Consider the following 21,578-nt stretch of genomic DNA (forward strand, 5'->3'; position numbering starts at 1 on the left):
GCGTTCGCCGCTCGCGTCAGTGGAGAGTGCGCTCGGGAGTGTCGCCGGACCGGGTTTCGTCGAGCCGGGCTTCGTCGGACTCGGCTTCGGAAGGTTGGTTTTGCGCTTGGGCGGTTGGGCCTTCGCCGACTGGGGTTTGCTCGGTTTGCGGTCTTTCACGGGGTTCCTGTGGTGCTGGCGGTTGAGCGGACGAGCCGAGGTCCATGTCGACAATCTCTTCCAATGGCGGTAATTCGCTCAACGACGTTAAATTGAAATAATCCAAAAACTGCTTGGTTGTGCAGTAAAGCGCCGGCCGGCCGGGCACTTCCTTATGGCCGACCACCTTGACCCACTCGCGCTCCAGCAGCGTCTGGACGATGGAGGTACTGACGCTGACGCCGCGAATGTCTTCGATCTCGCCGCGCGTCACCGGTTGCCGGTAGGCGATAATGGCCAGCGTTTCCAGCAGAGCTCGCGAATAACGCGCTGGGCGCTCCTCGAACAGCCGGCCGACCCAATGAGCCAAACCTTCCCGCACCTGAAAACGGTAACCGCTGGCCAGGTGTTTCAGGCCGACCGGCCGATCGGCGTAGTCGCGGGCGATTTCTTCCAACGCGATCTGAATCGCCAGCGTATCCGGTTGTTCCAGTTCGGGAAAGGTTTCCTGAATCTGTTTGACCGTCATCGGCCGATTGGCGGCGAACAGAATCGCTTCGACGATGCGCTTGGTATTCACATTGGCCTCCAGCGGATAGTCGAAGACCGCCGGCCTTGGCTCGCTCCGCTCGGTAACCGCCACCCGCCACCCGTCGGCCAAGGCCAACGGCAATCTCGGCACGTGCTTGCGCGGGCTAACGGCGGGCGCGGCCGGCCACTGCGTCCGCCAGTCACCGCGCCGGTTGGGCGGCAAGCGCGCCGAGGACTTATTGCGCCCGACCGATGTGGCAGCGGATGTCGGGCATCGCCAATCGCCGCGCCGGCCGGCCGCCAGGCGCGCCTTACTGGGTCTGAAACCACGCGAAACGTCGGCATCGATCGCCGCCGGCTCCACCGATTCGACGTTTGCGATTGCTTCGGTCGGCGCGGCGATGCCGACATGGCGCTCGACCGACCAACCTCGCGGAAAACGCACGGCTCGGCGCCGGACCTGCACATAGATCGTGACTGGCTCCGGCTTGACTCTGGGCTTGCGCGGTTTGGCTCTGACTGGAACATCGGCGACGGTAGCGGCGAACGACGGCGAATCAGTCGCCTGTAGCGGTATTGGCTCTAAGCCGGACGTGGATGCCGGCGTAAGGCTCGGGCTGGAAGATGTCGAGGAGTCGCTCCTTGGAGAGCTCAAGGATGGCAAGAAACGCGACAACCACCCCGTTTTTTCCTTCACTTCGGGTAAAACACGCTGAGAAATGGAGCTGATCTGCTCCGTCAAGTTTTTCCAAAATGGCTGCCATTCGTTCACGGACTGATAAAGGCTCTTTACTGATATGGTGGTGACTAAGTCGTTCGGCGCGCTTCAAGACATCCTGGAGGGACAGTAACAGCTCGCCGAGCTCGATGTCCGGCAGAATCTGCCTGATGCCGATCGTCGAAACGTCGACAACCGCTTCGAACGTATCGCGTTCGTGGCGCGGCAAGCGGTCGATTTCCTCGGCGACTTTTTTGATCGCTTCGTATTCCTGCAATTTACGGATCAGGAAGGCGCGCGGGTCCTCCTCCTCTTCCTCGCTTTCCGGCTGGCGCGGCAGCAGCATCCGCGATTTGATTTCCGCCAGCAGCGCGGCCATCACTAGATATTCGGCCGCCAGCTCCAGACGCAAATTGTCCATCATGTCGATGTAGGCGATGTATTGCTTGGTGATTTGGGCGATCGGGATATCGAGAATATCCAGATTCTGTCGGCGGATCAAATACAGCAGCAAGTCCAACGGCCCTTCGAACGCATCCAGAAACACTTCCAGCGCATCCGGCGGGATGTACAAATCGTCGGGCAAGGTTTGGAACGGCTCGCCGAGCACCAGCGCAATCGGTTCCGGCGCCGTTTCCACCGGTAACTCCACCGCATTCATCGGTTTAAGCGAACATCCGCTCGGCGCTTAAAAAACCCATCCGAAACCGCTTCACATGCCGGCGAGCGTGAAAAACAATTGCTGCGCATAAAACATGGGATAGGCCAGTAAAAAGCTGAGCACGTCGGTCGCCAGTAAAATCAGCAACACGATGAAACCATAACGTTCGAATTGGTTATAACGCCATGCCCAATAATCCGGCAACAATCCGGACAATACCCGGCTGCCGTCCAACGGCGGAATCGGTAGCAGGTTGATCATCATCAACACCAGATTGATGGTAATGCCGGCCACGCCGCTGTAAATCAACGGCATCGAGACGAATTCGAACTCCAGCGCGACCCCTATCCTAGCCAGCAAGGCCCAGGCTATCGCCATGCACAGGTTGGCCAACGGACCGGCCAACGCCACCATCATCATGGCTTTTTTGGGCTGCTTGAAGTTGCGGGCGTCGATCGGTACCGGCTTGGCCCAGCCGAAGATAAAACCGGTAAACGTGATTAACAGCAGGCCGGGAATGATGATGGTGCCGAGCGGGTCGATATGCCGCAACGGATTCAGCGTCAAGCGGCCTTCCCGTTCGGCGGTTTTGTCGCCGTAGCGTTTGGCCATCCAGCCATGGGCGACTTCGTGGCCGGTAATCGCGAAGACTACCGGCAAACTCCAAACCACGACACGTTGCACCAAGGTCAGTTCTTCCATCATAGTCTCAAGCCTCCAGCATCGGCGCGATGCCTATGCCCTGTCTGACGATTTCGATGCCGTTGTCGCCGCAGGCGATCACAGTCGTGGCGCGCGCTTCGATAGTTCCCGTGCTCATCACCAAATCCAGTTCGTGTTCCAGGCCGAGGCGGATTTCGTAAGGGTCGCTCAGCGCCTCTTCGTCGCCGGGCAAAATCAAGGTTGCCGTCAGTAGCGGTTCGCCCAGTTCTTCCAACAACATCGCCGCCACCCGGTTGTCCGGAATTCTGACGCCGATGGTTTTTTTCTTAGGGTGTTGCAAACGCCGAGGCACCTCGCGGGTGGCGTCCAACAAAAACGTAAACGGTCCCGGCGTCAGCTTCTTGATCAGCCGATGGGCGTCGTTACCCATTTTGGTGAAGGTAGACACCTGGGTCAGATCGCTGCAGCACAGTGTGAAATTATGCTTGTCGTCGAGCCGGCGAATCCGGCGGATGGTGTCCATTGCCGCCTTGTCGCCGATATGGCAACCCAGCGCGTAGGAAGAGTCGGTCGGATAGGCAATGACGCCGCCCTTCCGAACGATTTCCGCCGCCTGCCGGATCAAGCGCTGCTGCGGATTGTCCGGATGAATCTCGAAGAACTGTGCCATTGACCCGATGAAACTGCCGCGTAAGGGCGGCATTGTACCTTATCTTTCCGATTCCTTTTTCGCCACTTTGTCGCGCAGGTAGACCGGCATGGCCTCCTCGACCGGCACGGCCAGCCCCTTCAGAAAGTCGCGCACGCCCAATTGAGCGATACAGGCGGCCCTCGGCCAAACGTCGATTTCGACGCCTTGCACCAGTTCGCCCAGGCATTCGGCCAACTGGGCGCAATACACGCCCCAGCCCGAACCGACGCCAAAACCGACGGCTTCGGGAAACGCCACCTCTCCCGCCGGCGTCACGACTTCTATGCCAAGCAATTTGGCGAAATGTTCGGTATCTCGCTGATACACCGCCCAGTAAATTTCATCCATCCGGGCGTCCATCGCGGTAAACGCCAACTCGGCCAATGATTGTTTGTTGAAAAAATCCTGGGCGATCGCGGCCAAGGTCGATACCGGCACCACCGGCAGATCCGCGCCGAACGCGATGCCCTGAACGAGGCCGCCGGCAATTCTAACCCCGGTGAACGACCCCGGCCCGCGACCCACCGCGACCGCGTCGAGTTGCCGAGGTTTTAGTTCGGCGTCGGCCATCAGCTCGTCTATCATCGGCAAAATCAGTTTGGTGTGGTCGCGCGGCGCGACGGCGAAGCGCTCGACGATCTCGCCGTCGAAAAACAAGGCGGCCGAACAAGCATCGGTGGAAGTTTCTACTGCCAGTAATTTCATAATTCAGTTCGAGTAACAGAGTTGATCAAAAACGCGTCCGATGATTCGCTGGCCCGATCGGGCCCCAGTATCGAGCTAATCCGATACTTCGTTAAAAAACCGCCGCACATCTTCGATGTCGCGACTACGCCGCATCGCCGGCACGCTATCCAAAAACATCTGTCCGTAGGAGCGCTTTAACAAGCGCGGATCGCAAACCATCAGTACTCCGCGATCGTTGACATCGCGGATCAGGCGTCCGATACCTTGCCTGAGCATGATAATCGCACTGGGTAATTGGTGTTCGAAAAACGGGTTGCGGCCCTGCTTTTCGATGGCGCTCATCCTGGCCTTCAACACCGGATCGCCGGGCGAGGCGAACGGCAGTTTGTCGATAATGACGCAAGATAAGGCATCGCCGCGCACGTCCACGCCTTCCCAGAAACTGGCGGTGGCCAATAGTACCGCGTTGCCCAGTTCCTTGAACTGGTCCAATAGGGCAGCCTTGGACCGGGTACCTTGCACCAGTAGCGGATGATCGATCCGACCGTCCAGTAATTGGGCGGCTCGTTGCAAAGCCCGGTGACTGGTGAATAGAAAGAACGCCCTGCCCCGGCTGGCTTCCAGCACCGGCAGCGCGAATTCGACGATTTTGTCGGTGAAATCCTGATCGTTAGGTTGCGGCAAGCCCTTGGGGTGGTAAAACAACGCTTGATTCGGGTAGTCGAACGGACTTTCCCAACTCCGGCTGTCGGCGCCGCCCAAACCCAGACTGCGCGAGAAATGCGCGAAATTGTTGGCGACGCTTAACGTCGCCGAGGTGAATATCCAGGCCGCCTTGTGGCGGGCCATGAAGCCGCGAAATTCCTTGGCGATGTCCAGTGGCGTGCGACTGAGCGTGAACGACTTGTTATAGGTTTCATACCATTTGATCCACTGCCCGTCCCGGTCGTTGATCAACGTTTCCAGCTGCGCGTCCAAGGCTTCGGCGCGATCGAAACAAGACTCCAGCCCCTTGCTACGCACCGACGCGCGTTCGAGTTGATCGGTCAAGCGCGCCAGTTGCTTTTGCAAGGACTCCAGGGCGCCGGCGATTTTCGGGTTGGTCTCGATATCCTGCCAGTCGCCGCGCCGCAATTCCAAGCCGAAGGCCAGACGCATGTCCTTGACCTCGTGCTGCAAGTCTTCGCAAGCGGTGCGTAGATCCGGCATATCCTTGGCGTCGGTGAAATATTCGGCCAAAGCGTCGTCGGCCAGATCGGTCAGTTGTTTGCCGCTGATCGTCACACCTAGGAAATTGGATGCGGTATCGGCCAACTGATGGGCCTCGTCGATGATGACGACTTCGGCGTCCGGCAACAATTCGCCGAAACCGGTTTCCCGAATCGACCAATCCGCGCACAACAAATGGTGGTTGACCACGACGACGTCGGATTCCTGGGCCTGCTTGCGAGCCTTGACCAAGAAGCAATCGGCGTAATCCGGACATTCCTGGCCGAGGCAATTGTCGGCGGTCGAGGTAGCGTGAAACCAGATCGGATCGCCGTCCTGGACGTCGGCGACTTCGGAAACGTCGCCGACCTTGGTGCGCTTACCCCAGGCATGAATTTTGGCCAGCGCCGCGGCGTCTTCCTGGCTGTAGCCGAAGGCCGAATTCAAAGCCTGATCCAGACGGTAAGTGCATAAGTAATTGGCGCGTCCCTTCAGCAGGCTGGCTTTGAACGGGGTGCGGGTCAGCGCCTTGCGGATAACCGGGATGTCCTTGTTGAACAATTGGTCTTGCAGATTCTTGGTGCCGGTCGAAACAATGACTTTCTTGCGCGACAGGATGGCGGGAATCAGATAAGCAAAGGTTTTACCGGTCCCGGTGCCGGCCTCGGCAATCAAATGTTGCCCGGCGGAGATGGCGTCGGCAATGGCTTGCGCCATTTCGATTTGCGCGGCACGCGGCGCGTAGCCGGGGATGGCCTCGGCCAACGCGCCGGCATCGCCAAAGATGTCGGCGAGTTCGGCCATTTGCAAGTCAGCGCGGCGCGAAAATCAATGCCCGAAAAAGCTGTCCGCCTTGGCCTTGGCTTCCTTGGCACCTTGCGGATTTTGCTGCATCTGCCGGGCTTCGGAGATCAGCAGCCAGCTTTTGCGTTTCAAGCTCAAATCGCCGCCGGCCAACAATGCGGCCTTACCAGCCAGCTCCTCGGCTTGCGGCGCCTTATTCTGCTTGAGCCGCAACAAGGCCAATTTGTAAGTCAATAGCGGATTACGCGCATCGATGCGCAAGGCCCGCTCCATCACCACCACCGCGGCATCCAGGTCGCCGGCATTACGGCTACGGTCGGCTTCGCTAACCAGCGCGACGACGGCCGGCGACGTGCCGCTGGGAATCTGCGCGTCTTCGATATTCAGGCGCACCGCCTCGGCGGTCGGCGCCACCGGCGTGGTGGCGGCCGATTCAACCGGCGGCGTCAACGGCTCGGCTCGAAACGCCGGCAGATTCGGTTCGTCCTTAAAATTGGTGGTTACCTCTTCGATGGCGTAGGTACCGGTACCGGGCACACTGGCTTGCGCTTTCTTGGCGACCGGCGGTATCGGCGCCTTATCCTTGGCGGCCGGATTTTTCTTGGACTGGGCTTTCTTGGCGGCGACCTGGCCCGCGGTCGGGCTGGGCCGTTCGGATTCCGAAACGCCGGCGCAAGCCGACAACAACAGCACTAGCGGGAACAGGACGAGCAAGGATGATTTCTTCATTAAACCTTATGCAATGGAGGTGTGGATTTAAAACAACTGGATGTCCGGATCGCCACCGGTCTGATTGGCGGCCTCGAACAACGCCAGCGCTTCCTCTATGGATTTGCCTTGATGAATCGCGTCGAACATCACCTTCTCCGCCTCCATCGTATAACGGCCGCGAATCGCATCCTGCAATGCGCACCATTCGGCGGGATTATACAACCTGTGCGGGGTTTCGATCATCGCCGACAAATCCTTCAGGTTGGCCGACACATGCTGGAGGCATTGTTGTAGCCGATCGTAGAATTGGAATTCAACGATGGCGTCGTCGATCTTGCGGCGAGCGGCATCGCACTGCGCCAAGGCGTTTTCCCGATTTTCGCTCTCCGCCAAACCGGTCAATTGTTCGCGAATCGCGGCCAGATTTTCGACCATGCCGGTAAACGCCGTGGCCAGCGCATTGACCGATGCGTCGCCGTCTTTCATGCTGCCGTCCATCTGCGCGGCGGACACGGTCAACAGTTTGATGGTTTCTCTAATCTGGCTCCAATCCAAGTCGGGCCGGCTTGCGTCTGAATAGGTCATAGTCATGGGTGTAGCGGACAAACCGTAATGAAAGTGCGGTGTTGGGATTCTAGTTGAATCGCCGAAGCAACACAAATCACGCCAACCGACGGACGCGGCGGCGACACTCAAAAAACGTACGCGGCTTCGTGAAGAATTTGACGCTGGCTCGGCGGATGAGTTAGAAAGGTAGCTGAGCGGAAAGCCGCCCAACGTTACTTCACCCCATCGTTCAAGGACTCCATGAATATTCAATCTTCGGGCAAAAAATTGTTTGTGCTGGACACCAACGTTTTGATGCACGACCCAACCGCCATCTTTCGCTTTCAGGAACACAATATTTTCATTCCGATGGTGGTCCTCGAAGAACTCGACCATGCCAAGAAAGGTTTATCCGACGTTTCCCGTAATGTCCGCCAAGTCAGCCGTTTCTTGGACGAACTGATCCGCGACGCCAATCAACAGACCATCAACGACGGCCTGCCGCTGTCCCGCATCGAACACGGTTTAGCCGTGGACGCCGATTACGACGGCCGCCTGTATTTCCAAACCAAGCAGTTGTCGCATCTGCTGCCCGATAATCTGCCCGGCCAGATTGCCGACAATTCGATTTTGAGCATCGTACTGGCCTTGGGCAAGGAATACCCTGACGTCAACGTCATCCTGGTGTCCAAGGACATCAATATGCGCATCAAGGCCGCCGCGCTGCAACTGAACGCCGAGGATTACCACAACGACCAGACCATCGAAGACATCGATCTGCTATACAACGGCACGATGGCGCTGGAAGCCGATTTTTGGGAAGAAAACGGCGGTAAGATGGAGTCCTGGCAGGAAAACAACCACACTTACTACAAAGTCAGCGGGCCGGCGGTGGCCGACTGGTTTCCCAACCAGTTTGTGTATATGGACGACGAATCCGGCTTCGAAGCCATCGTCAAAACTTGCGACGGCCAGAGCGCGGTCTTGCAACTGGCCCGCGATTTTCGCACCAAGCACAACAGCGTTTGGGGCGTGTGCGCCAAGAATCGCGAACAAAATTTTGCATTGAACGCACTGCTCGACCCCAATATCGATTTCGTCACGCTGCTCGGCACCGCCGGCACCGGCAAGACGCTGCTGGCGCTGGCCGCCGGCTTGTCGCTGACGATGGAACATAAGCTCTACCAGGAAATCATCATGACCCGCGAAACGGTGCCGGTCGGCCAGGACATCGGCTTTCTGCCGGGCAGCGAGGAAGAGAAAATGGCACCCTGGATGGGCGCATTGATGGACAACCTGGAACTGTTGGGCAGCCGCTCCGGCAACACCGAATGGGAGCAAGGCGCGTCGCAAAACGTGCTGATGAACCGGGTCAAAATCCGCTCGCTGAACTTCATGCGCGGCCGGACCTTTCTGAACCGTTTCTTGATCATCGACGAGGCGCAAAACCTGACGCCCAAGCAGATGAAAACCCTGATCACTCGCGCCGGTCCCGGCACCAAGATTATCTGCATCGGCAACCTGGGACAGATCGATACACCCTACCTGACCGCGACCAGTTCCGGTTTGACTTACGTCGTCGACCGCTTCAAGGCCTGGGCAAACAGCGCGCACATCACGTTGCGGCGCGGCGAGCGTTCGCGGCTGGCGGATTTCGCGTCGGACAATTTATAACCACGACCAGGATTGACCCTGACCCTGCTGCGGAGCCAGGCAGACGCGGTTTTTATCGTCGCGGCGCGGATTGTTTACCCAAGCCCCGACCTGGGTGACCGCCATCGCCATGTCGGCCGCACCGGCAACATGGCGCACGCCCGCGCCGGGTCTATCAATGGCTTAAACCAATCGGCATAAGCTTCCGGCTGAATCACGACCGGCATCCGGTCGCGTATCGGCGACACCGAGGTTTGCGCGACCGTGGCTCGACAGCCGGCATTAAACGTCGACGCTTAAGCCGTCCGAATTGGGCCAGGCCGTCAATACCGCATTGACCACGGTCGCCAACGGGATTGCGAAGAACACGCCCCAAAATCCCCACAAGCCGCCGAAAAACAGGATCGCGACAATGATGGCGATCGGATGCAAATTCACCGCCTCGGAAAACAGCAAGGGCACCAGAATCACGCCATCCATCGCCTGCACCACGGAATAAGCGACGAACACGTACATAAAATGGTCGCCGTTCGCCAAACCCCATTGCAAATAGGCCACAGCCAGCACCGGCAGCGTTACCAGCGTGGCGCCGATATAGGGAATCACCACCGACAGGCCCATCAAGACCGCCAGCAGCATCGCGTAATTCAGATCCAGCCACCAAAACACCAGAAAACTGACGGCCCACAAAATGAAGACCTCAACGAATTTACCGCGCACGTAGTTGGCAATCTGCCTATCGACTTCCCGCCACACCCGCAGGCTCAAATGCCGGTCTTTCGGCAAAAACTGTTGAAACCAACTCAATAGGACGGCCTTATCCTTGAGCAGAAAAAACACCATCATCGGTACCAAAAACAGATAGATCACCAACGCGACCAAGCCGACGAAGGACTGTGCCGAACCGGAAATCAGATCCTGGCTGTATTTGAGTAAATCCTGCTGAACCGAAAACATCAATTGGCGAATCCGCGCCTCGGTAATCAACTCCGGATGGCGCTCCGGAAACCGCATGATTTCGGCTTCCGCGCTATGTATGAAGTCGGGAATGTGCTGGACCAATTGCACGGTTTGTTCCGAAACAACCGGAACGAGCACGAACAACACGAAGCCGAAAACGGTCAGAAACGTGAAATACACGAGATGTACCGCCACGATGCGACTGACGTTCCGCTCGACCTTGACCACCATGCCCTCGAGCAGATAGGCCAACACGATGGCAACGAATACCGGCATCAGCAAACCCAACAGACTGTAGATCAAGACCGAGCCGACCAATAAAATAATGGCCAACGATACGGCTTGCGAGTTAGGCAAAATCCGCTTAATAAGCCGCGTCAGCAATCGGGAATTGGCGTGGTCGCCGTATAGCATCATTCAAAGTCTCCAGACGACGGCCGCAACCGCCACCGCGATCGGAAACCGCCTAGTAATGCGGAAAAGAAACAGTACGGCCTGTTTGGCGCCGGTCGAAACTCGATCAACGCGTCAAGGCCAAGATTTGCGCGGCGATCCGTTCCAGCGGCACGACGTGATGAGCCGCTCCTAGCCGATAAGCTTCGCCGGGCATCCCCCAAACCACGCTAGTCGCTTCATCCTGTACGATATTGACGGCGCCGGCGTCTCGCATTTCCAACATGGCCTTGGCACCGTCCGCGCCCATGCCGGTCAACATCACGCCGATCGCGGCCGAGCCGGCCTGCTCCGCCACCGACTTGAACAAGACTTCCACCGACGGCTTATGCCGATTGACCGGCGGCCCGTCCAACAAGCGGCAAACCCAGCCGTGCCGTTCCAGCGCCACGGCCAGATGGCGATCACCGGGAGCGATATAGATATGCCCCGCCATTACTGGTTCGCCGTCAATGGCCAGACCAGCCCGCATCTCGGTCGCATCGTTGACGTGTTTCGCAAACGACGCGCTGAAGGCAACCGGTAAATGCTGTACGACCAGAATCGCCGGCGCGGTACTGGGCAAACCGCCGACCAGCAAGCGCAAGGCTTCTGTACCGCCGGTCGACGAGCCCAACGCGACAATTTTGCGAGACGACGCCGTAAACCGCCGGCCGGTCTCCGAGGATAGCGCCGTCGCGGGCTCAGCCGCGCGCGCTCGATTGACATCCCACACCTTCATGTTCGCTTTTGCAGCTGTTCTTATTTTGTTAACGATTTCATCGGCGTATTGCCGCAGGTTTTCGACACTGTTCAATTGCGGTTTGGTAACGAAATCCACCGCTCCTAGCGTCAGCGCCGCCATGGTCGCCTCCGCGCCTTGCGCGGTCAAGGTCGAAATCATCACTACCGGCATCGGCCTGAGCCTCATCAAATTACCCAGGAAGGTCAAGCCATCCATCCTAGGCATTTCAATGTCTAACGTTAACACATCCGGATTCAGCGTCTTGATTTTTTCCCTGGCTTCGTAGGGGTCGCCGGCGGTACCGATCACTTCGATATCGTCGACTTCTCCGACGATTTTTGCCAATAGCTGCCGAATCAATGCCGAATCGTCGACGATCAATAATTTTATTTTCTTCATCCGATCACCCTGTGAACAGTTCGACACTACCTTCCGGCGCCATGCCGTTGACAATTTGCTGGTAACTGGATTCGCGCCGCACGATCGTATCGTTGGTCAATTGCTCGAGATTTTTCAGCTTCACCGAGCCGGTACGCGGATCGAAAACAATCTTGCGCGGAAACACGCCGCCCAAATCGTAGGACACCAATGCCATGCCTTCCCGCTCGACATAGGCCAACACGAATTCGACATTGCTAACGCCAACGCCGCCAAGATTGGCGACGACGCTGGCACCGCCGAACAGTTTGACTTGCAGGTCCCGCCGACATCCGCCATGGCGCAATACCCCATTGATCAAAAACTCCATCGCGAAATTGCCGTAACGCGAGGCGCGGCTGAGACAACGTTCTTCGGGAGAGACAAAGCGAGCATGGTCGGTGTGCGGCAACATGAAATGATTCATACCGCCGGCGCCGGTGCCAGGGCAGTAAACGCAAGCCGCGACGCACGACCCCAAGACCGTCGTGATCAGCTCGGCCCGGTCGGTAACGTAATAATCGCCGGGCAGCAACTTGGCGGCTTGTATCCCGCGCTGGCGGTCCCAATAGCGATTGATGTGTTCGAACCCTTGAATCGGCGCCAACGCCAAGGTGTCCGCCGTCATCGTTCCGGCTTCCGGTAAACCGTCTGTCCCAACGCTTCGAACCCGGTATCGAGCTGGTGTAACGACTCGGAATGACCGATGAACAAATACCCACCGGGGCGTAGCGCTTGCCAATAGCGTTTTGCCAAGGCTTCCTTGGTGCTTCGGTCGAAATAAATCAGCACGTTTCGGCAAAAAATCAGATCAAAGCCGCTCAGCTCCGGCCAATCCCGCATCAAGTTGAGCTGGCGAAACTCAATGGCCTCGCGCAACTCGGCCTTGACCCGCACTCTACGATCTTGCCGACCGACCCCTTTTTGAAACCACTGCTTCAATCGTCGCTCGCCCAAGCGCGCGACCGCTTCGAGCGGATAAACTCCGGCGGCGGCCGTCCGTAAAACCTGGGTATCCAAATCGGTCGCCAGCACTTGAAACCGCCAATTGCCCGGTAAATGTTCGTGCAGCGTCATTGCCAACGAATACGCTTCCTCGCCGGTCGAACAGCCGGCCGACCAGGCACTCAACGTTTTACGCCCCACGGACTGCTTACAGATTTGCGGTAGGGCTTGTTTAGCCAGAAATTCGAAATGATGGTTCTCGCGAAAAAACGCCGTGAGATTGGTCGTCACCGAATTTATGAATTCGGTAAATTCGAGGTCGGGATGGGCGCTCAAATAATCCACGTAAGACCGAAACGTCGACAAGCCCAAGGCCCTCAAGCGTTTGGCCAAGCGCGAATAGAACATATCGAACTTGTCGTCGGGAACCTGGATGCCGGAATGATCTCGAGACAACTGCCGGAGTCGGTCGAAATCGGCGCGCGTGTAGGCAAATTCGCGCTGGCTATCGCGCACTGGCCATGGATTATCGGTCAAATCCAGCTCCCGACCGGTTTAGAAAAAACCGGCGTAAGCCTGGTCGACCTCCAACAACTCGGCAACGCCGAGCAATCGAGCCGCCTCGACAAAACGGTCCGACGGAAAATCGAAACTGACTTGCTTGCCGGCATCCAGTGCGGTCCGCTTCAACACCAACAGTAGTTGCAAGGTCGCGGTATCGACCATACTCACCGCCGACGCGTCGATTTCAATGGCCTCGGCGTCCGCCAGCGCCGTCAAAAGCCGCTCATACAAATTGCAAACGTTCTGGATGCTTTGCACCGCCTCCAATGCAATACGCGTGGCATGGGCCATCGACATTGTCGCGCTATCGGCAACGCCGTCGGCGTCGGCTTCCGCCAAAACCGGCTGCTTGGGTTCCGGGATAGCCAATACCTCGCTCGGTTCGGACGATTTGGCCACGCCGGGCTCGCGCAACCAAGCCAGAGGGTCGTAACCGATCAAACTGGGTTCGTGTTTATCCGCCATCAGATCACCGTTCCGCTCAAAAAGTCACGCGCCAACGCGTTAAAATCCCGCGCCGAGCGACAACCCGGCCGGTACTCGAAGATCGTTTTGCCAAAACTTGGGCATTCCGCCAAGAATGCGGTCTCGCGTATCGGCGTCGCCAGAATCTTGCCGCTGAAATACTCGCCCAAGGTCCGCAACACATCTTGCGACAAACGCCGCGTCGGCACGTAGCGGGACATCACCAAGCGCAGCAAGTAATGTTTATTTAACGCCGCCTCGAATTTCAGCAAAGTCCCCATCAAGTGCGACAAACCCTGCAAGGCCAGATAATCGCTGGTCATCGGTATCAAAATCTCGTCGGCGGCCATTAACGCATTCGCCACCAGAATGCCGGACGACGGCGGGCAATCGATGAACACCGAGTCGATCTCCGTCAGGCTATTCGCCAGCGCGATCGCCAGCAAATCGCCACGGTGAGTTTCACCCTGGCTGAGCTGTTCGATTTCTTGCAAGCGCGGCCCTGGCGGTATCAACCACAAATTTTCCCGCGCCTGGACCGCGCAACCCTCCAGATTAGCGCCGCCCAACATCGCTTCATCGACGCCTGACCGAGTGTTGGACCTGACGCCCAACGATACCGAGAGATGGCATTGCGGGTCCAAATCGATCACGGCTATCCGTTGACCCATCCGAGCCAAGGCGTGGCAAAGATTAACCGCGGTCGTGGTTTTGCCGACGCCACCTTTTTGATTCAGGATCGCGACGATGCGCCGACTCATGACGCGGCGCCGAGACCGACGAATTCTTCCGGGTCCAGTAATTTATCGACATTCAGGACCATCACCATGTGCTGCTTGGCCACGTAGATTCCGCGCATGTAGCGGGTATCGATCCTCGCGCCCAGATTCGGCGCTGGTTTGATCTCGGCGGGATCGACATCCAGCACATCGGAAACCGCATCGGCAATGACGCCCATCACCACTTGGTCGTGCGCGGCGGTCTCCACGCATGCCACAATCACCACCGTGGTCGGCGTGTACTCCGCTCGCTCGATTCCGAAGCGAATCCGTAAATCGACGACCGGCACGATCATGCCGCGCAAGTTGAGCGCCCCGACGACGAAAGCCGGCGTATCCGGCAGTTTGCGCACAGGTTCCCAACCGCGAATTTCCTGGACCTTCAAAATGCTCAGCGCATAGGCATCGCCGGCCAACTCGAATGTCAAAAATTGTTCGATATTGCGGTCGGTCGCGTTACTGTCGTTCATATTGAATTGGAAGGTTAAGGCCGCGATGACAGGCTGCAATTAGAAGTCTTGCCATTCGTCGTCGTCGCTCGCCGGTTTAAACGCCGGAGAAATCGGACGCTTGCTGAAAGCCGGCGCGGCGTTATTCGCAATGTCGGGCGTTACCGCGGACTTTTGCGGCGTGTTCGCCTGCCGCTGCTGGCGCTCGTCCAGCTTAAAAAACGACAGCAGTTCTACCATGTTCATCGACAAATCGCTCATCGATACGCTGGCCGCCGAAGCTTGCTCGGCCAACGCGGCGTTTTGTTGAGTGATCTCGTCCATTTGCGCCACGGCTTGGTTCACTTGAGCAATGCCGGCCGATTGTTCGGCACTGGCATTCGCTATTTCGGCGACGATATCGCCAACCTTTTTGACGCTGGCGACAATTTCGACCAGAGCCTTACCGGTTTGATTGACAAAATCGGTCCCGACCCGAACTTTTTGCACGCTGGACTGAATCAGTTCCTTGCTTTCCCGCGCGGCGGTAGCGCTACGTTGCGCCAGATTTCTAACTTCAGTCGCGACCACCGAGAAGCCACGGCCTTGTTCGCCGGCTCGGGCCGCTTCCACCGACGCGTTCAACGCCAGTAGGTTGGTCTGGAACGCAATTTCGTCGATAACGCCAATAATGTCGGCGATTTTATTGCTGCTTTCGTTGATATCCTGCATGGCCTTGACGGCCGCGGTCACCACGTTTCCGCCCTTCTCGGCGAGTTCTCTGGCGTTGTCCGCCACCAAATTCGCCTGCTGGGCGTTCTCCGCGTTGTTTTTGACGGTACTGGTCAATTCTTCCATGCTGGCCGCGGTTTCCTCCAGGTTTGCGGCCTGTTGTTCGGCGCGTTGCGACAGATTATTGTTGCCGCTGGCGATTTCCCGCGACGAATTGTTGATGAAGTTCGCCGACTCGGTAACTTCGCCGAAGATGTCGCCCAACTTATCGATCGTGCTGTTGATGTCGTTCTTACAGGTCAGGTAGACCCCCTGATAATCGCTGGTAATCCGGTTACTCAGATCGCCTTCGGCCATGCTTTTCATCGTGCTGCCGACTTCTTCGAATACCCGTTCGATCACATCGGTCAGGTCGTTGATTTCTTGGCTTAACTTGGCGAAAAAACCTTGTTTGTCGTCGAGGGCCAAGCGCTTATCCAGTTGTCCGGTCTTGACACTTTGAACGATGGCCTCGATCTCTCGTTCGACCTTGACCTCGCGCGTGCGATCTAGCCATTCGACCACGACACCGATACGGGCGCCTTCGTCGTTAACCACCGGATTCGCGACGATATTCATATGTCGGCCACCGATGACCAATTGCGAGCTAAAGGTTTGCACCAAGCCGGCCATTAATCCGCGCTGGTGCGCCGGGTGTTGGTGGAACTGATCGATATTGGCGCCCAGCAAGGCGTCCGCGTCGAAATTCGGCAATTGCCGACGAATATCGGCCTCCGCGTTTTTGAACATCGCCTTGACGGTGTTATTCATATAGATGATGTCCAAATCGTTATTGGCCACCATCACGCAAGACTCGACATTGTCCAAAGCCTGTTTGATGCGGGTGGCTTCGTAGGCGACCTGCTTCGAGTAAGCCAAATCGGCGATCAGTTTGACTTGGGTGGTATACAAAGCCCGGTTGAACGCGCCGATCTGATCGTTGCGGTTCAACTCGATCTCGTTCCGGAATTGGTCGTCGGCTAGGCGGTAACAAATCCGCGTCGACTCGCGTAAATGTTCGAGAATGCGGCGCACCGCCGATACACCTATCCAGCCGCCAACCGTGATCATCGCGCCTGCCGCGGCCGCCATCGGATATTTTTGCTCGGCAATCGCTTGCGCAAGCCAAATCAGCGTGGGCAAGGCCAATAGCAGCCCGGCGATCGCCAATTTAGTACCGATACCGATGTCGGCCAATTTCGCCCGCGCCGCCCGCAAGCCAACCGGCCGGATCGTGGCCTGCTTGTTCGCCAATTTTTCATAGAACGCTTCGGCCTGATTGATTTGCTCGCGACTGGGCGCATAGCGAACCGACAAATACTCGTGGACTTTACCGTTCTTCCGGACCGGCGTGACATTGGCTTCGACCCAATAAAAATCGCCGGACTTGGTGCGGTTCTTGACCGGCGCGGTCCAGGGGAGGCCCGCTTTCAGGCATTGCCAAAGATCGGCGAATGCCGCCTCCGGCATGTCGGGATGGCGAACCAGATTGTGGTTGGCACCGATTAATTCATCCCGACTGAAACCGCTAATTTCAATGAACGCTTCATTGGCGTAAGTGATGATGCCTTTCAGGTTGGTCCGCGTCACCAGCACCGTACCCGGTGTCATCGTGACTTCGCGGTCGGTCACAGGTTGGTTCACTCTCATTGCAATTTCTCCGTTGAAATTCGGCCTTGCGCGTCACGGGGTCCGACCATCGTCGGCGTCTTCCAAACCTTCAAGCTTTAACAATCGATCGACATCGAGCAACATCACCATCTCGTTACGCACCGACGCGAGTCCTGCGATAAATTCGGTACTGACCTTGGTGCCAAAATGCGGCGCGCTTTGGATTGCATTTTTTTCAACGTCAACGACATCGGATACCGCGTCGACGACCACGCCCATGATTTTTATCGCGGCCCCTACATTGACCTGCAACACGACCACGACGGTCATCGGGCCGACTTGGCCGGTACCCAGCTGAAAGCGCTCGCGTAAATCGATAATGGGTACGATGGCGCCACGCAAATTGACGACGCCTTTTTCGTAAGACGGGACGTTGGGTATCCGCGACACCGGCTCCCAGCAGCGCAGTTCCTGAACCCGCAAAATATCGACGCCGTAACGCTCGTCGCCCAAAACGAAAGTCAGAAATTGCCGAATATCGCCGGCCTTATTGGCGACCGCTAGCGCTGCATCGCTCATATTGCCTCCATTAGCATGCGTAAGTTTCGCTCATTGATTGGCCAAGGCGACCAACCCCGGAATATCCAGAATGAGCGCCACGGACCCGTCACCCAGAATCGTCGCGCCGGATACGCCGTCGATCCGCCGATAATTGGCTTCCAGGGACTTAATCACCACTTGTTGCTGGCCGAGCAGATCGTCGACAAACAGACCGCAGCGCACGCCATGACTTTCCACGACCACCAACAACCCGTCGGTCAATTTGGTCGCTTTGGCGCCCGGCACCTGAAAAATTCGATGTAGGCGAATGATCGGCAGATATTGGCTGCGCAGGTGGAAGGTCTCGCCTTTGCCGGCTACCCGATTGACTCTGTCTTCGCTGATATTCAACGATTCGACGATCGCACCCAGCGGCAGGATGTAGATCTCGTCGCCGACCGCTACCGATTGACCGTCCAGTATCGCCAAGGTCAGCGGCAAATAGATTGCGAAGGTGGAACCCTTGCCCAATTCCGAAGCGATTACTATATTGCCGCCCAAGGCTTGAATATTACGCCGCACCACGTCCATGCCGACGCCCCGCCCGGAAATATCGGTCAACTTGTCCGCTGTCGAAAAGCCGGGCAGGAAGATCAGGTCGTACAACTGCCGTTCGGATAGCGCGGCGTCCGCGCCAATCAATCCTTTCTCCACCGCTTTGGCGCGTAGTTTGGCGCCGTCCAAACCTTGGCCGTCGTCTTTGACTTCGATGACAATATTGCCGCCGCGATGATAAGCCTGTAGCGTAACGGTGCCTGTCTCCGGTTTGCCGGCCGCCAGACGAACCTGGGGCATTTCGATGCCATGGTCCAAGCTGTTGCGAACCAAATGGACCAAAGGATCGGCCAATAACTCGACCACGGTCTTGTCGACCTCGGTGTTTTCGCCGATCAGCTTCAATTCGATTTTCTTGCCGAGTTTAGTGCTTAAATCGTGTACCAGGCGCGGAAAACGGCTGAACACAAAACTGACCGGCAACATCCGAATGTTCATGACGCTTTCCTGCAACTCGCGGGTATGGCGTTCGAGTTGAGTCAATCCGTTGCGCAATTGGTCCAGTTTGCCGGCCTCGAAGCGCTCGCCGACCAAACTGAGCATCGATTGGGTGATGACCAATTCGCCAACCATGTTGATCAAATGATCGATTTTCGCGATATCCACCCGAATCGAACCCGCGCTCTTCGCGGCGGGCTTAGCGTCTTCGTGAGCGGTCGGCTCGGCGCTGTTAGGGATGATTTGGAAAGGCGCCGCTTGGATCGTCTTGACCGCCTCCGCTTCACCCTGCCGCTGCTCGGCCACGACAGCAGCCGAATCGTGTTTTAGTAACGGGTAGATGGCCAGATCGCAATCATTTTCCACCCAATCGAAAACCTCGGCGACATCATCCCGCCCGACATCGCCGGTTAACGTCAACTTCCAGGACAGGTAGCATTCCTCGGGGTCCAAATCGAAAAAATTTGGCACGCCCCGCAAATCGACGGCAACCTTCAAATCGCCCAAACCGGCCAATTCGCGGAACATCCGTACCGGTTCGTTGCCGGTTTTCAATAAATGCCGATGCGGGCTGAACGCGATCGCCCAAGCGCTCCCCGGTAAATCGGTCGCGTCGGCATCATTGGGTAGAGACAAGGCCGGTAAGCCACTGCCAGCGTTTGGATCATCGGAATACGCACCGGCCAATTCGGCTTCCAACACGGCTTTGGTTTGAGCGATGCGCGCGTGATCCAACGGCTCGGCGCCTTTCAAGCGGCCCAGCATGTCTCTTAGGCAATCGACCGATTCCAACAATGCCCTCACCGTCCCATCGGCGACTTGCCGACGACCGTCGCGTATTTCGTCCAGCAAGGTTTCCATGACGTGAGTAAAGTCGGAGACTTCGGTGAAGCCGAATGTGCCGCTACCGCCCTTGATCGAGTGTGCCGCCCGGAATAGAGTATTGATCGATTCGGCGTCCGCCGAACCAACATCAAGGCTTAACAACCCGGATTCCATGACATCAAGCCCTTCGAAGCTTTCTTCGAAGAAGACTTGATGAAACTGGGACATGTCAATAGTCAACGGCGCCTCGCAGACAGCGGCTTAACCCAAAACCTTTTGGATCGTTTTCAACAACTGCTCCGGATTGAACGGCTTGACGATCCAGCCCGTCGCCCCTGCCTCCTTACCCAGTTGCTTCTTATCCATACCGGCCTCGGTGGTCAGCATCAGCAACGGCGTATATTTGTAGTTCGGCAGGGCGCGCAAATCCCTGATCAGCTGGATACCGTCCTTGTTCGGCATGTTGACATCGGTGACAACACAATCGAAGGCTTGGCTCTTGGCTTTATTGAGTCCGTCGACGCCATCAACCGCTTCCACGACGTCGTAACCCGCCCCTTTCAAGGTAAAACACACCATTTGGCGCATGGATGCGGAATCGTCCACAGCAAGTATCGAGGTCACTGAGATTTCCTCCAAATTAAAGATTTTGTCATCCGCCGTTCGCAACCCGGCGAAACGTTTTATCGCCTGGAATAGGCGAGCCGGCGATCTTAGAAGTCGGTTGACAGTATAGTTAACCGAAACAAAGTTTCCGGCGAAACTCATGGGCGCTCCTGATCATTAGCTAAATTTTGCGAAGATGTCGCCAGATAAACAAACAAAACCGGCTATCGGCCTGATTACTCGAATTGGGAAAAAGCCCATTCGCCATCGAAGTAAGTACCTGATCGACCGTAGGCGTTGACGCTCGCAGTCGCTAAGGTCTTACCGTTTTGCCTCAAGCTTGAGGACAGTTCCGCTTGCGAACGGACCTTAGGGCCAGCCAAGCCTGTATATTTCTGTGATCGACACCGCATTTAGCCGTATCAATCACGCCACCCAACCTACTACTCTGCATCAAGATCAAGCATTAACTAACTGATTGAATTAACGTTACAAATTCACCACTTTTGTTGCGAATAAACATATTGAAAATCTTATCGAAAGTCTTGACACTTAGCGCCCGCCGACCTGATTGGCGGTGATTTCGAGTCATAACCCTAAGTAAGTGGAGGACAATATGAAAGTCGTGTTGATGCTGTTTGCCGGATTCTCGATTGGCGCCATATTAGCGGTCGCCGCGATTCAATTGGTGCGCGCACTCTATCTGGAACTCTCGGCCTTTTTCTCTGAAGCTTGGCACAGCGCAGATACGCGTTAGCCACCCGCACTGACTTGAGATAGAATTCGATTCGGCAGGCCTGCTCACCGATATGCCGGCCGCCCTCACCCCCTAGCGGGCGTCGTATAACGGCCATTACCTTGGCTTCCCAAGCCAAAGACGTGGGTTCGACTCCCATCGCCCGCTCCAAGCCGCCTAGCTCAATAGATCGAGCGCGTTGACTTTTGAAACGCTAGCGTTCGAGGTTCGGCATTTTTTACGCGGAAATGTCGCTTTCGTTGGACCGGTGCGGGTCGCGTACCGAACTCCTCAAATCATTCTCCGCTTCATCTACGCGTAGCTTGGCAACCACGGATTCGCCCACGACACTAGACGCTAGCGAGTCGTGGCAACTATTCTCGGTTTGCTCGGAATTGCCGACAAGCTTACACATTCTGATGCGTTCGAAATAAACCGGCGCCTTACCGCCGTCGGACTTGATATCAACGCCCCATTTTTCGGGGGCCTAAATCTGCTCCCCGCGTTCCCTAGCTCTCAACAGCGTCGGGGCGTGACGGATGTTCCAGCCCTTTGCCCCAGTAATTTCCTCCAAAAACCTCGGCTTGCCGACAATCCCCTTGCTCGGAGTGGTAACGCGTAACGAAAGTCTTGCCTGGAAAATCGCTGGCGGCTCGCTGGCAGACTCGTAGCGAAACGTCCTTGAGTGC

At 56.9% G+C, this 21,578-nt stretch carries 22 protein-coding genes and 1 tRNA gene; 4 read left to right on the forward strand and 19 right to left on the reverse strand.

What is annotated here, in order from left to right:
- Window positions 1-16 precede the first annotated feature (16 nt).
- The 8 genes from scpB to ACQE3E_RS16535 all read right to left on the reverse strand — a co-directional run bounded on the left by scpB (window position 17) and on the right by ACQE3E_RS16535 (window position 7,404).
- Complete coding sequence (gene scpB, locus ACQE3E_RS16500; RefSeq protein ID WP_313729696.1) at window positions 17-1,114, reverse strand: SMC-Scp complex subunit ScpB; 1,098 nt, start codon at window positions 1,112-1,114, stop codon at window positions 17-19.
- A gap of 112 nt (window positions 1,115-1,226) precedes the next feature.
- Window positions 1,227-2,048 (reverse strand): segregation and condensation protein A, encoded by an 822-nt coding sequence (locus ACQE3E_RS16505; protein WP_064025837.1) that lies wholly within the window; start codon window positions 2,046-2,048, stop codon window positions 1,227-1,229.
- 51 nt (window positions 2,049-2,099) lie between these two features.
- Window positions 2,100-2,753, reverse strand: a complete 654-nt coding sequence (locus tag ACQE3E_RS16510; protein WP_064025835.1) for a site-2 protease family protein — start codon at window positions 2,751-2,753, stop codon at window positions 2,100-2,102.
- A 4-nt stretch (window positions 2,754-2,757) separates the two neighbouring features.
- The gene (locus tag ACQE3E_RS16515) at window positions 2,758-3,381 is read right to left on the reverse strand and encodes an L-threonylcarbamoyladenylate synthase (protein WP_064025833.1); all 624 of its coding nucleotides are present in this window, start codon (window positions 3,379-3,381) and stop codon (window positions 2,758-2,760) included.
- 39 nt (window positions 3,382-3,420) lie between these two features.
- Window positions 3,421-4,107, reverse strand: a complete 687-nt coding sequence (tsaB, locus tag ACQE3E_RS16520; protein ID WP_427500858.1) for a tRNA (adenosine(37)-N6)-threonylcarbamoyltransferase complex dimerization subunit type 1 TsaB — start codon at window positions 4,105-4,107, stop codon at window positions 3,421-3,423.
- A 75-nt stretch (window positions 4,108-4,182) separates the two neighbouring features.
- Window positions 4,183-6,102, reverse strand: coding sequence for an ATP-dependent DNA helicase (locus ACQE3E_RS16525; RefSeq protein WP_427500859.1), 1,920 nt, complete (start codon window positions 6,100-6,102; stop codon window positions 4,183-4,185).
- A gap of 24 nt (window positions 6,103-6,126) precedes the next feature.
- A complete protein-coding gene (locus ACQE3E_RS16530) occupies window positions 6,127-6,831 on the reverse strand; it encodes a tetratricopeptide repeat protein (RefSeq protein ID WP_313729694.1) in 705 nt (234 codons plus the stop codon).
- 27 nt (window positions 6,832-6,858) lie between these two features.
- Window positions 6,859-7,404 carry a hypothetical protein gene (locus tag ACQE3E_RS16535; protein WP_331710111.1) on the reverse strand — a complete coding sequence of 182 codons (546 nt, stop codon included), beginning with the start codon at window positions 7,402-7,404 and terminating at the stop codon, window positions 6,859-6,861.
- Window positions 7,405-7,620: 216 nt separating this feature from the next.
- On the opposite strand from ACQE3E_RS16535, the gene ACQE3E_RS16540 reads away from it, so the two are divergent.
- Together ACQE3E_RS16540 and ACQE3E_RS16545 are read left to right on the forward strand one after the other, a co-directional pair.
- Window positions 7,621-9,033, forward strand: coding sequence for a PhoH family protein (locus tag ACQE3E_RS16540; protein ID WP_064025823.1), 1,413 nt, complete (start codon window positions 7,621-7,623; stop codon window positions 9,031-9,033).
- Between the two features lie 12 nt (window positions 9,034-9,045).
- Window positions 9,046-9,213 carry a hypothetical protein gene (locus tag ACQE3E_RS16545; protein WP_313729693.1) on the forward strand — a complete coding sequence of 56 codons (168 nt, stop codon included), beginning with the start codon at window positions 9,046-9,048 and terminating at the stop codon, window positions 9,211-9,213.
- An 81-nt stretch (window positions 9,214-9,294) separates the two neighbouring features.
- Here the strand turns inward: ACQE3E_RS16545 and ACQE3E_RS16550 are convergent, their stop codons facing one another.
- The 11 genes from ACQE3E_RS16550 to ACQE3E_RS16600 all read right to left on the reverse strand — a co-directional run bounded on the left by ACQE3E_RS16550 (window position 9,295) and on the right by ACQE3E_RS16600 (window position 20,171).
- On the reverse strand, window positions 9,295-10,389 hold the full coding sequence (locus ACQE3E_RS16550; RefSeq protein WP_064025821.1) for an AI-2E family transporter: 1,095 nt from the start codon (window positions 10,387-10,389) through the stop codon (window positions 9,295-9,297).
- Window positions 10,390-10,492: 103 nt separating this feature from the next.
- Window positions 10,493-11,548: a protein-glutamate methylesterase/protein-glutamine glutaminase gene (locus tag ACQE3E_RS16555; RefSeq protein ID WP_071160925.1), complete on the reverse strand. Its 1,056-nt coding sequence runs from the start codon at window positions 11,546-11,548 to the stop codon at window positions 10,493-10,495.
- A 4-nt stretch (window positions 11,549-11,552) separates the two neighbouring features.
- The gene (locus tag ACQE3E_RS16560) at window positions 11,553-12,194 is read right to left on the reverse strand and encodes a chemoreceptor glutamine deamidase CheD (protein ID WP_313729692.1); all 642 of its coding nucleotides are present in this window, start codon (window positions 12,192-12,194) and stop codon (window positions 11,553-11,555) included.
- On the reverse strand, window positions 12,191-13,048 hold the full coding sequence (locus ACQE3E_RS16565; protein WP_313729691.1) for a CheR family methyltransferase: 858 nt from the start codon (window positions 13,046-13,048) through the stop codon (window positions 12,191-12,193). Before ACQE3E_RS16565 ends, ACQE3E_RS16560 begins: the two co-directional genes overlap by 4 nt.
- Window positions 13,049-13,066: 18 nt before the next feature.
- Window positions 13,067-13,540 carry an STAS domain-containing protein gene (locus tag ACQE3E_RS16570; protein WP_313729690.1) on the reverse strand — a complete coding sequence of 158 codons (474 nt, stop codon included), beginning with the start codon at window positions 13,538-13,540 and terminating at the stop codon, window positions 13,067-13,069.
- Window positions 13,540-14,301: a ParA family protein gene (locus ACQE3E_RS16575; protein WP_313729689.1), complete on the reverse strand. Its 762-nt coding sequence runs from the start codon at window positions 14,299-14,301 to the stop codon at window positions 13,540-13,542. Before ACQE3E_RS16575 ends, ACQE3E_RS16570 begins: the two co-directional genes overlap by 1 nt.
- Complete coding sequence (locus ACQE3E_RS16580) at window positions 14,298-14,789, reverse strand: chemotaxis protein CheW (RefSeq protein ID WP_064025845.1); 492 nt, start codon at window positions 14,787-14,789, stop codon at window positions 14,298-14,300. The genes ACQE3E_RS16575 and ACQE3E_RS16580 overlap by 4 nt, the downstream gene beginning before the upstream one ends.
- 39 nt (window positions 14,790-14,828) lie before the next feature.
- Window positions 14,829-17,168 (reverse strand): methyl-accepting chemotaxis protein, encoded by a 2,340-nt coding sequence (locus tag ACQE3E_RS16585; protein ID WP_313729688.1) that lies wholly within the window; start codon window positions 17,166-17,168, stop codon window positions 14,829-14,831.
- A gap of 33 nt (window positions 17,169-17,201) precedes the next feature.
- Window positions 17,202-17,708 carry a chemotaxis protein CheW gene (locus tag ACQE3E_RS16590; protein WP_313729687.1) on the reverse strand — a complete coding sequence of 169 codons (507 nt, stop codon included), beginning with the start codon at window positions 17,706-17,708 and terminating at the stop codon, window positions 17,202-17,204.
- A gap of 30 nt (window positions 17,709-17,738) precedes the next feature.
- Window positions 17,739-19,775, reverse strand: coding sequence for a chemotaxis protein CheA (locus tag ACQE3E_RS16595; RefSeq protein WP_427500860.1), 2,037 nt, complete (start codon window positions 19,773-19,775; stop codon window positions 17,739-17,741).
- A gap of 33 nt (window positions 19,776-19,808) precedes the next feature.
- Complete coding sequence (locus ACQE3E_RS16600; RefSeq protein WP_064025843.1) at window positions 19,809-20,171, reverse strand: response regulator; 363 nt, start codon at window positions 20,169-20,171, stop codon at window positions 19,809-19,811.
- A 598-nt stretch (window positions 20,172-20,769) separates the two neighbouring features.
- Between ACQE3E_RS16600 and ACQE3E_RS16605 the strand changes: the two genes are divergently transcribed.
- Window positions 20,770-20,910, forward strand: a complete 141-nt coding sequence (locus ACQE3E_RS16605; RefSeq protein WP_157197760.1) for a hypothetical protein — start codon at window positions 20,770-20,772, stop codon at window positions 20,908-20,910.
- A 75-nt stretch (window positions 20,911-20,985) separates the two neighbouring features.
- Window positions 20,986-21,060 (forward strand) — tRNA-Gly (locus ACQE3E_RS16610).
- Window positions 21,061-21,578: the final 518 nt, after the last annotated feature.

Source organism: Methylomonas sp. MED-D (genome assembly GCF_050276835.1).
GTDB lineage: Bacteria > Pseudomonadota > Gammaproteobacteria > Methylococcales > Methylomonadaceae > Methylomonas > Methylomonas koyamae_A.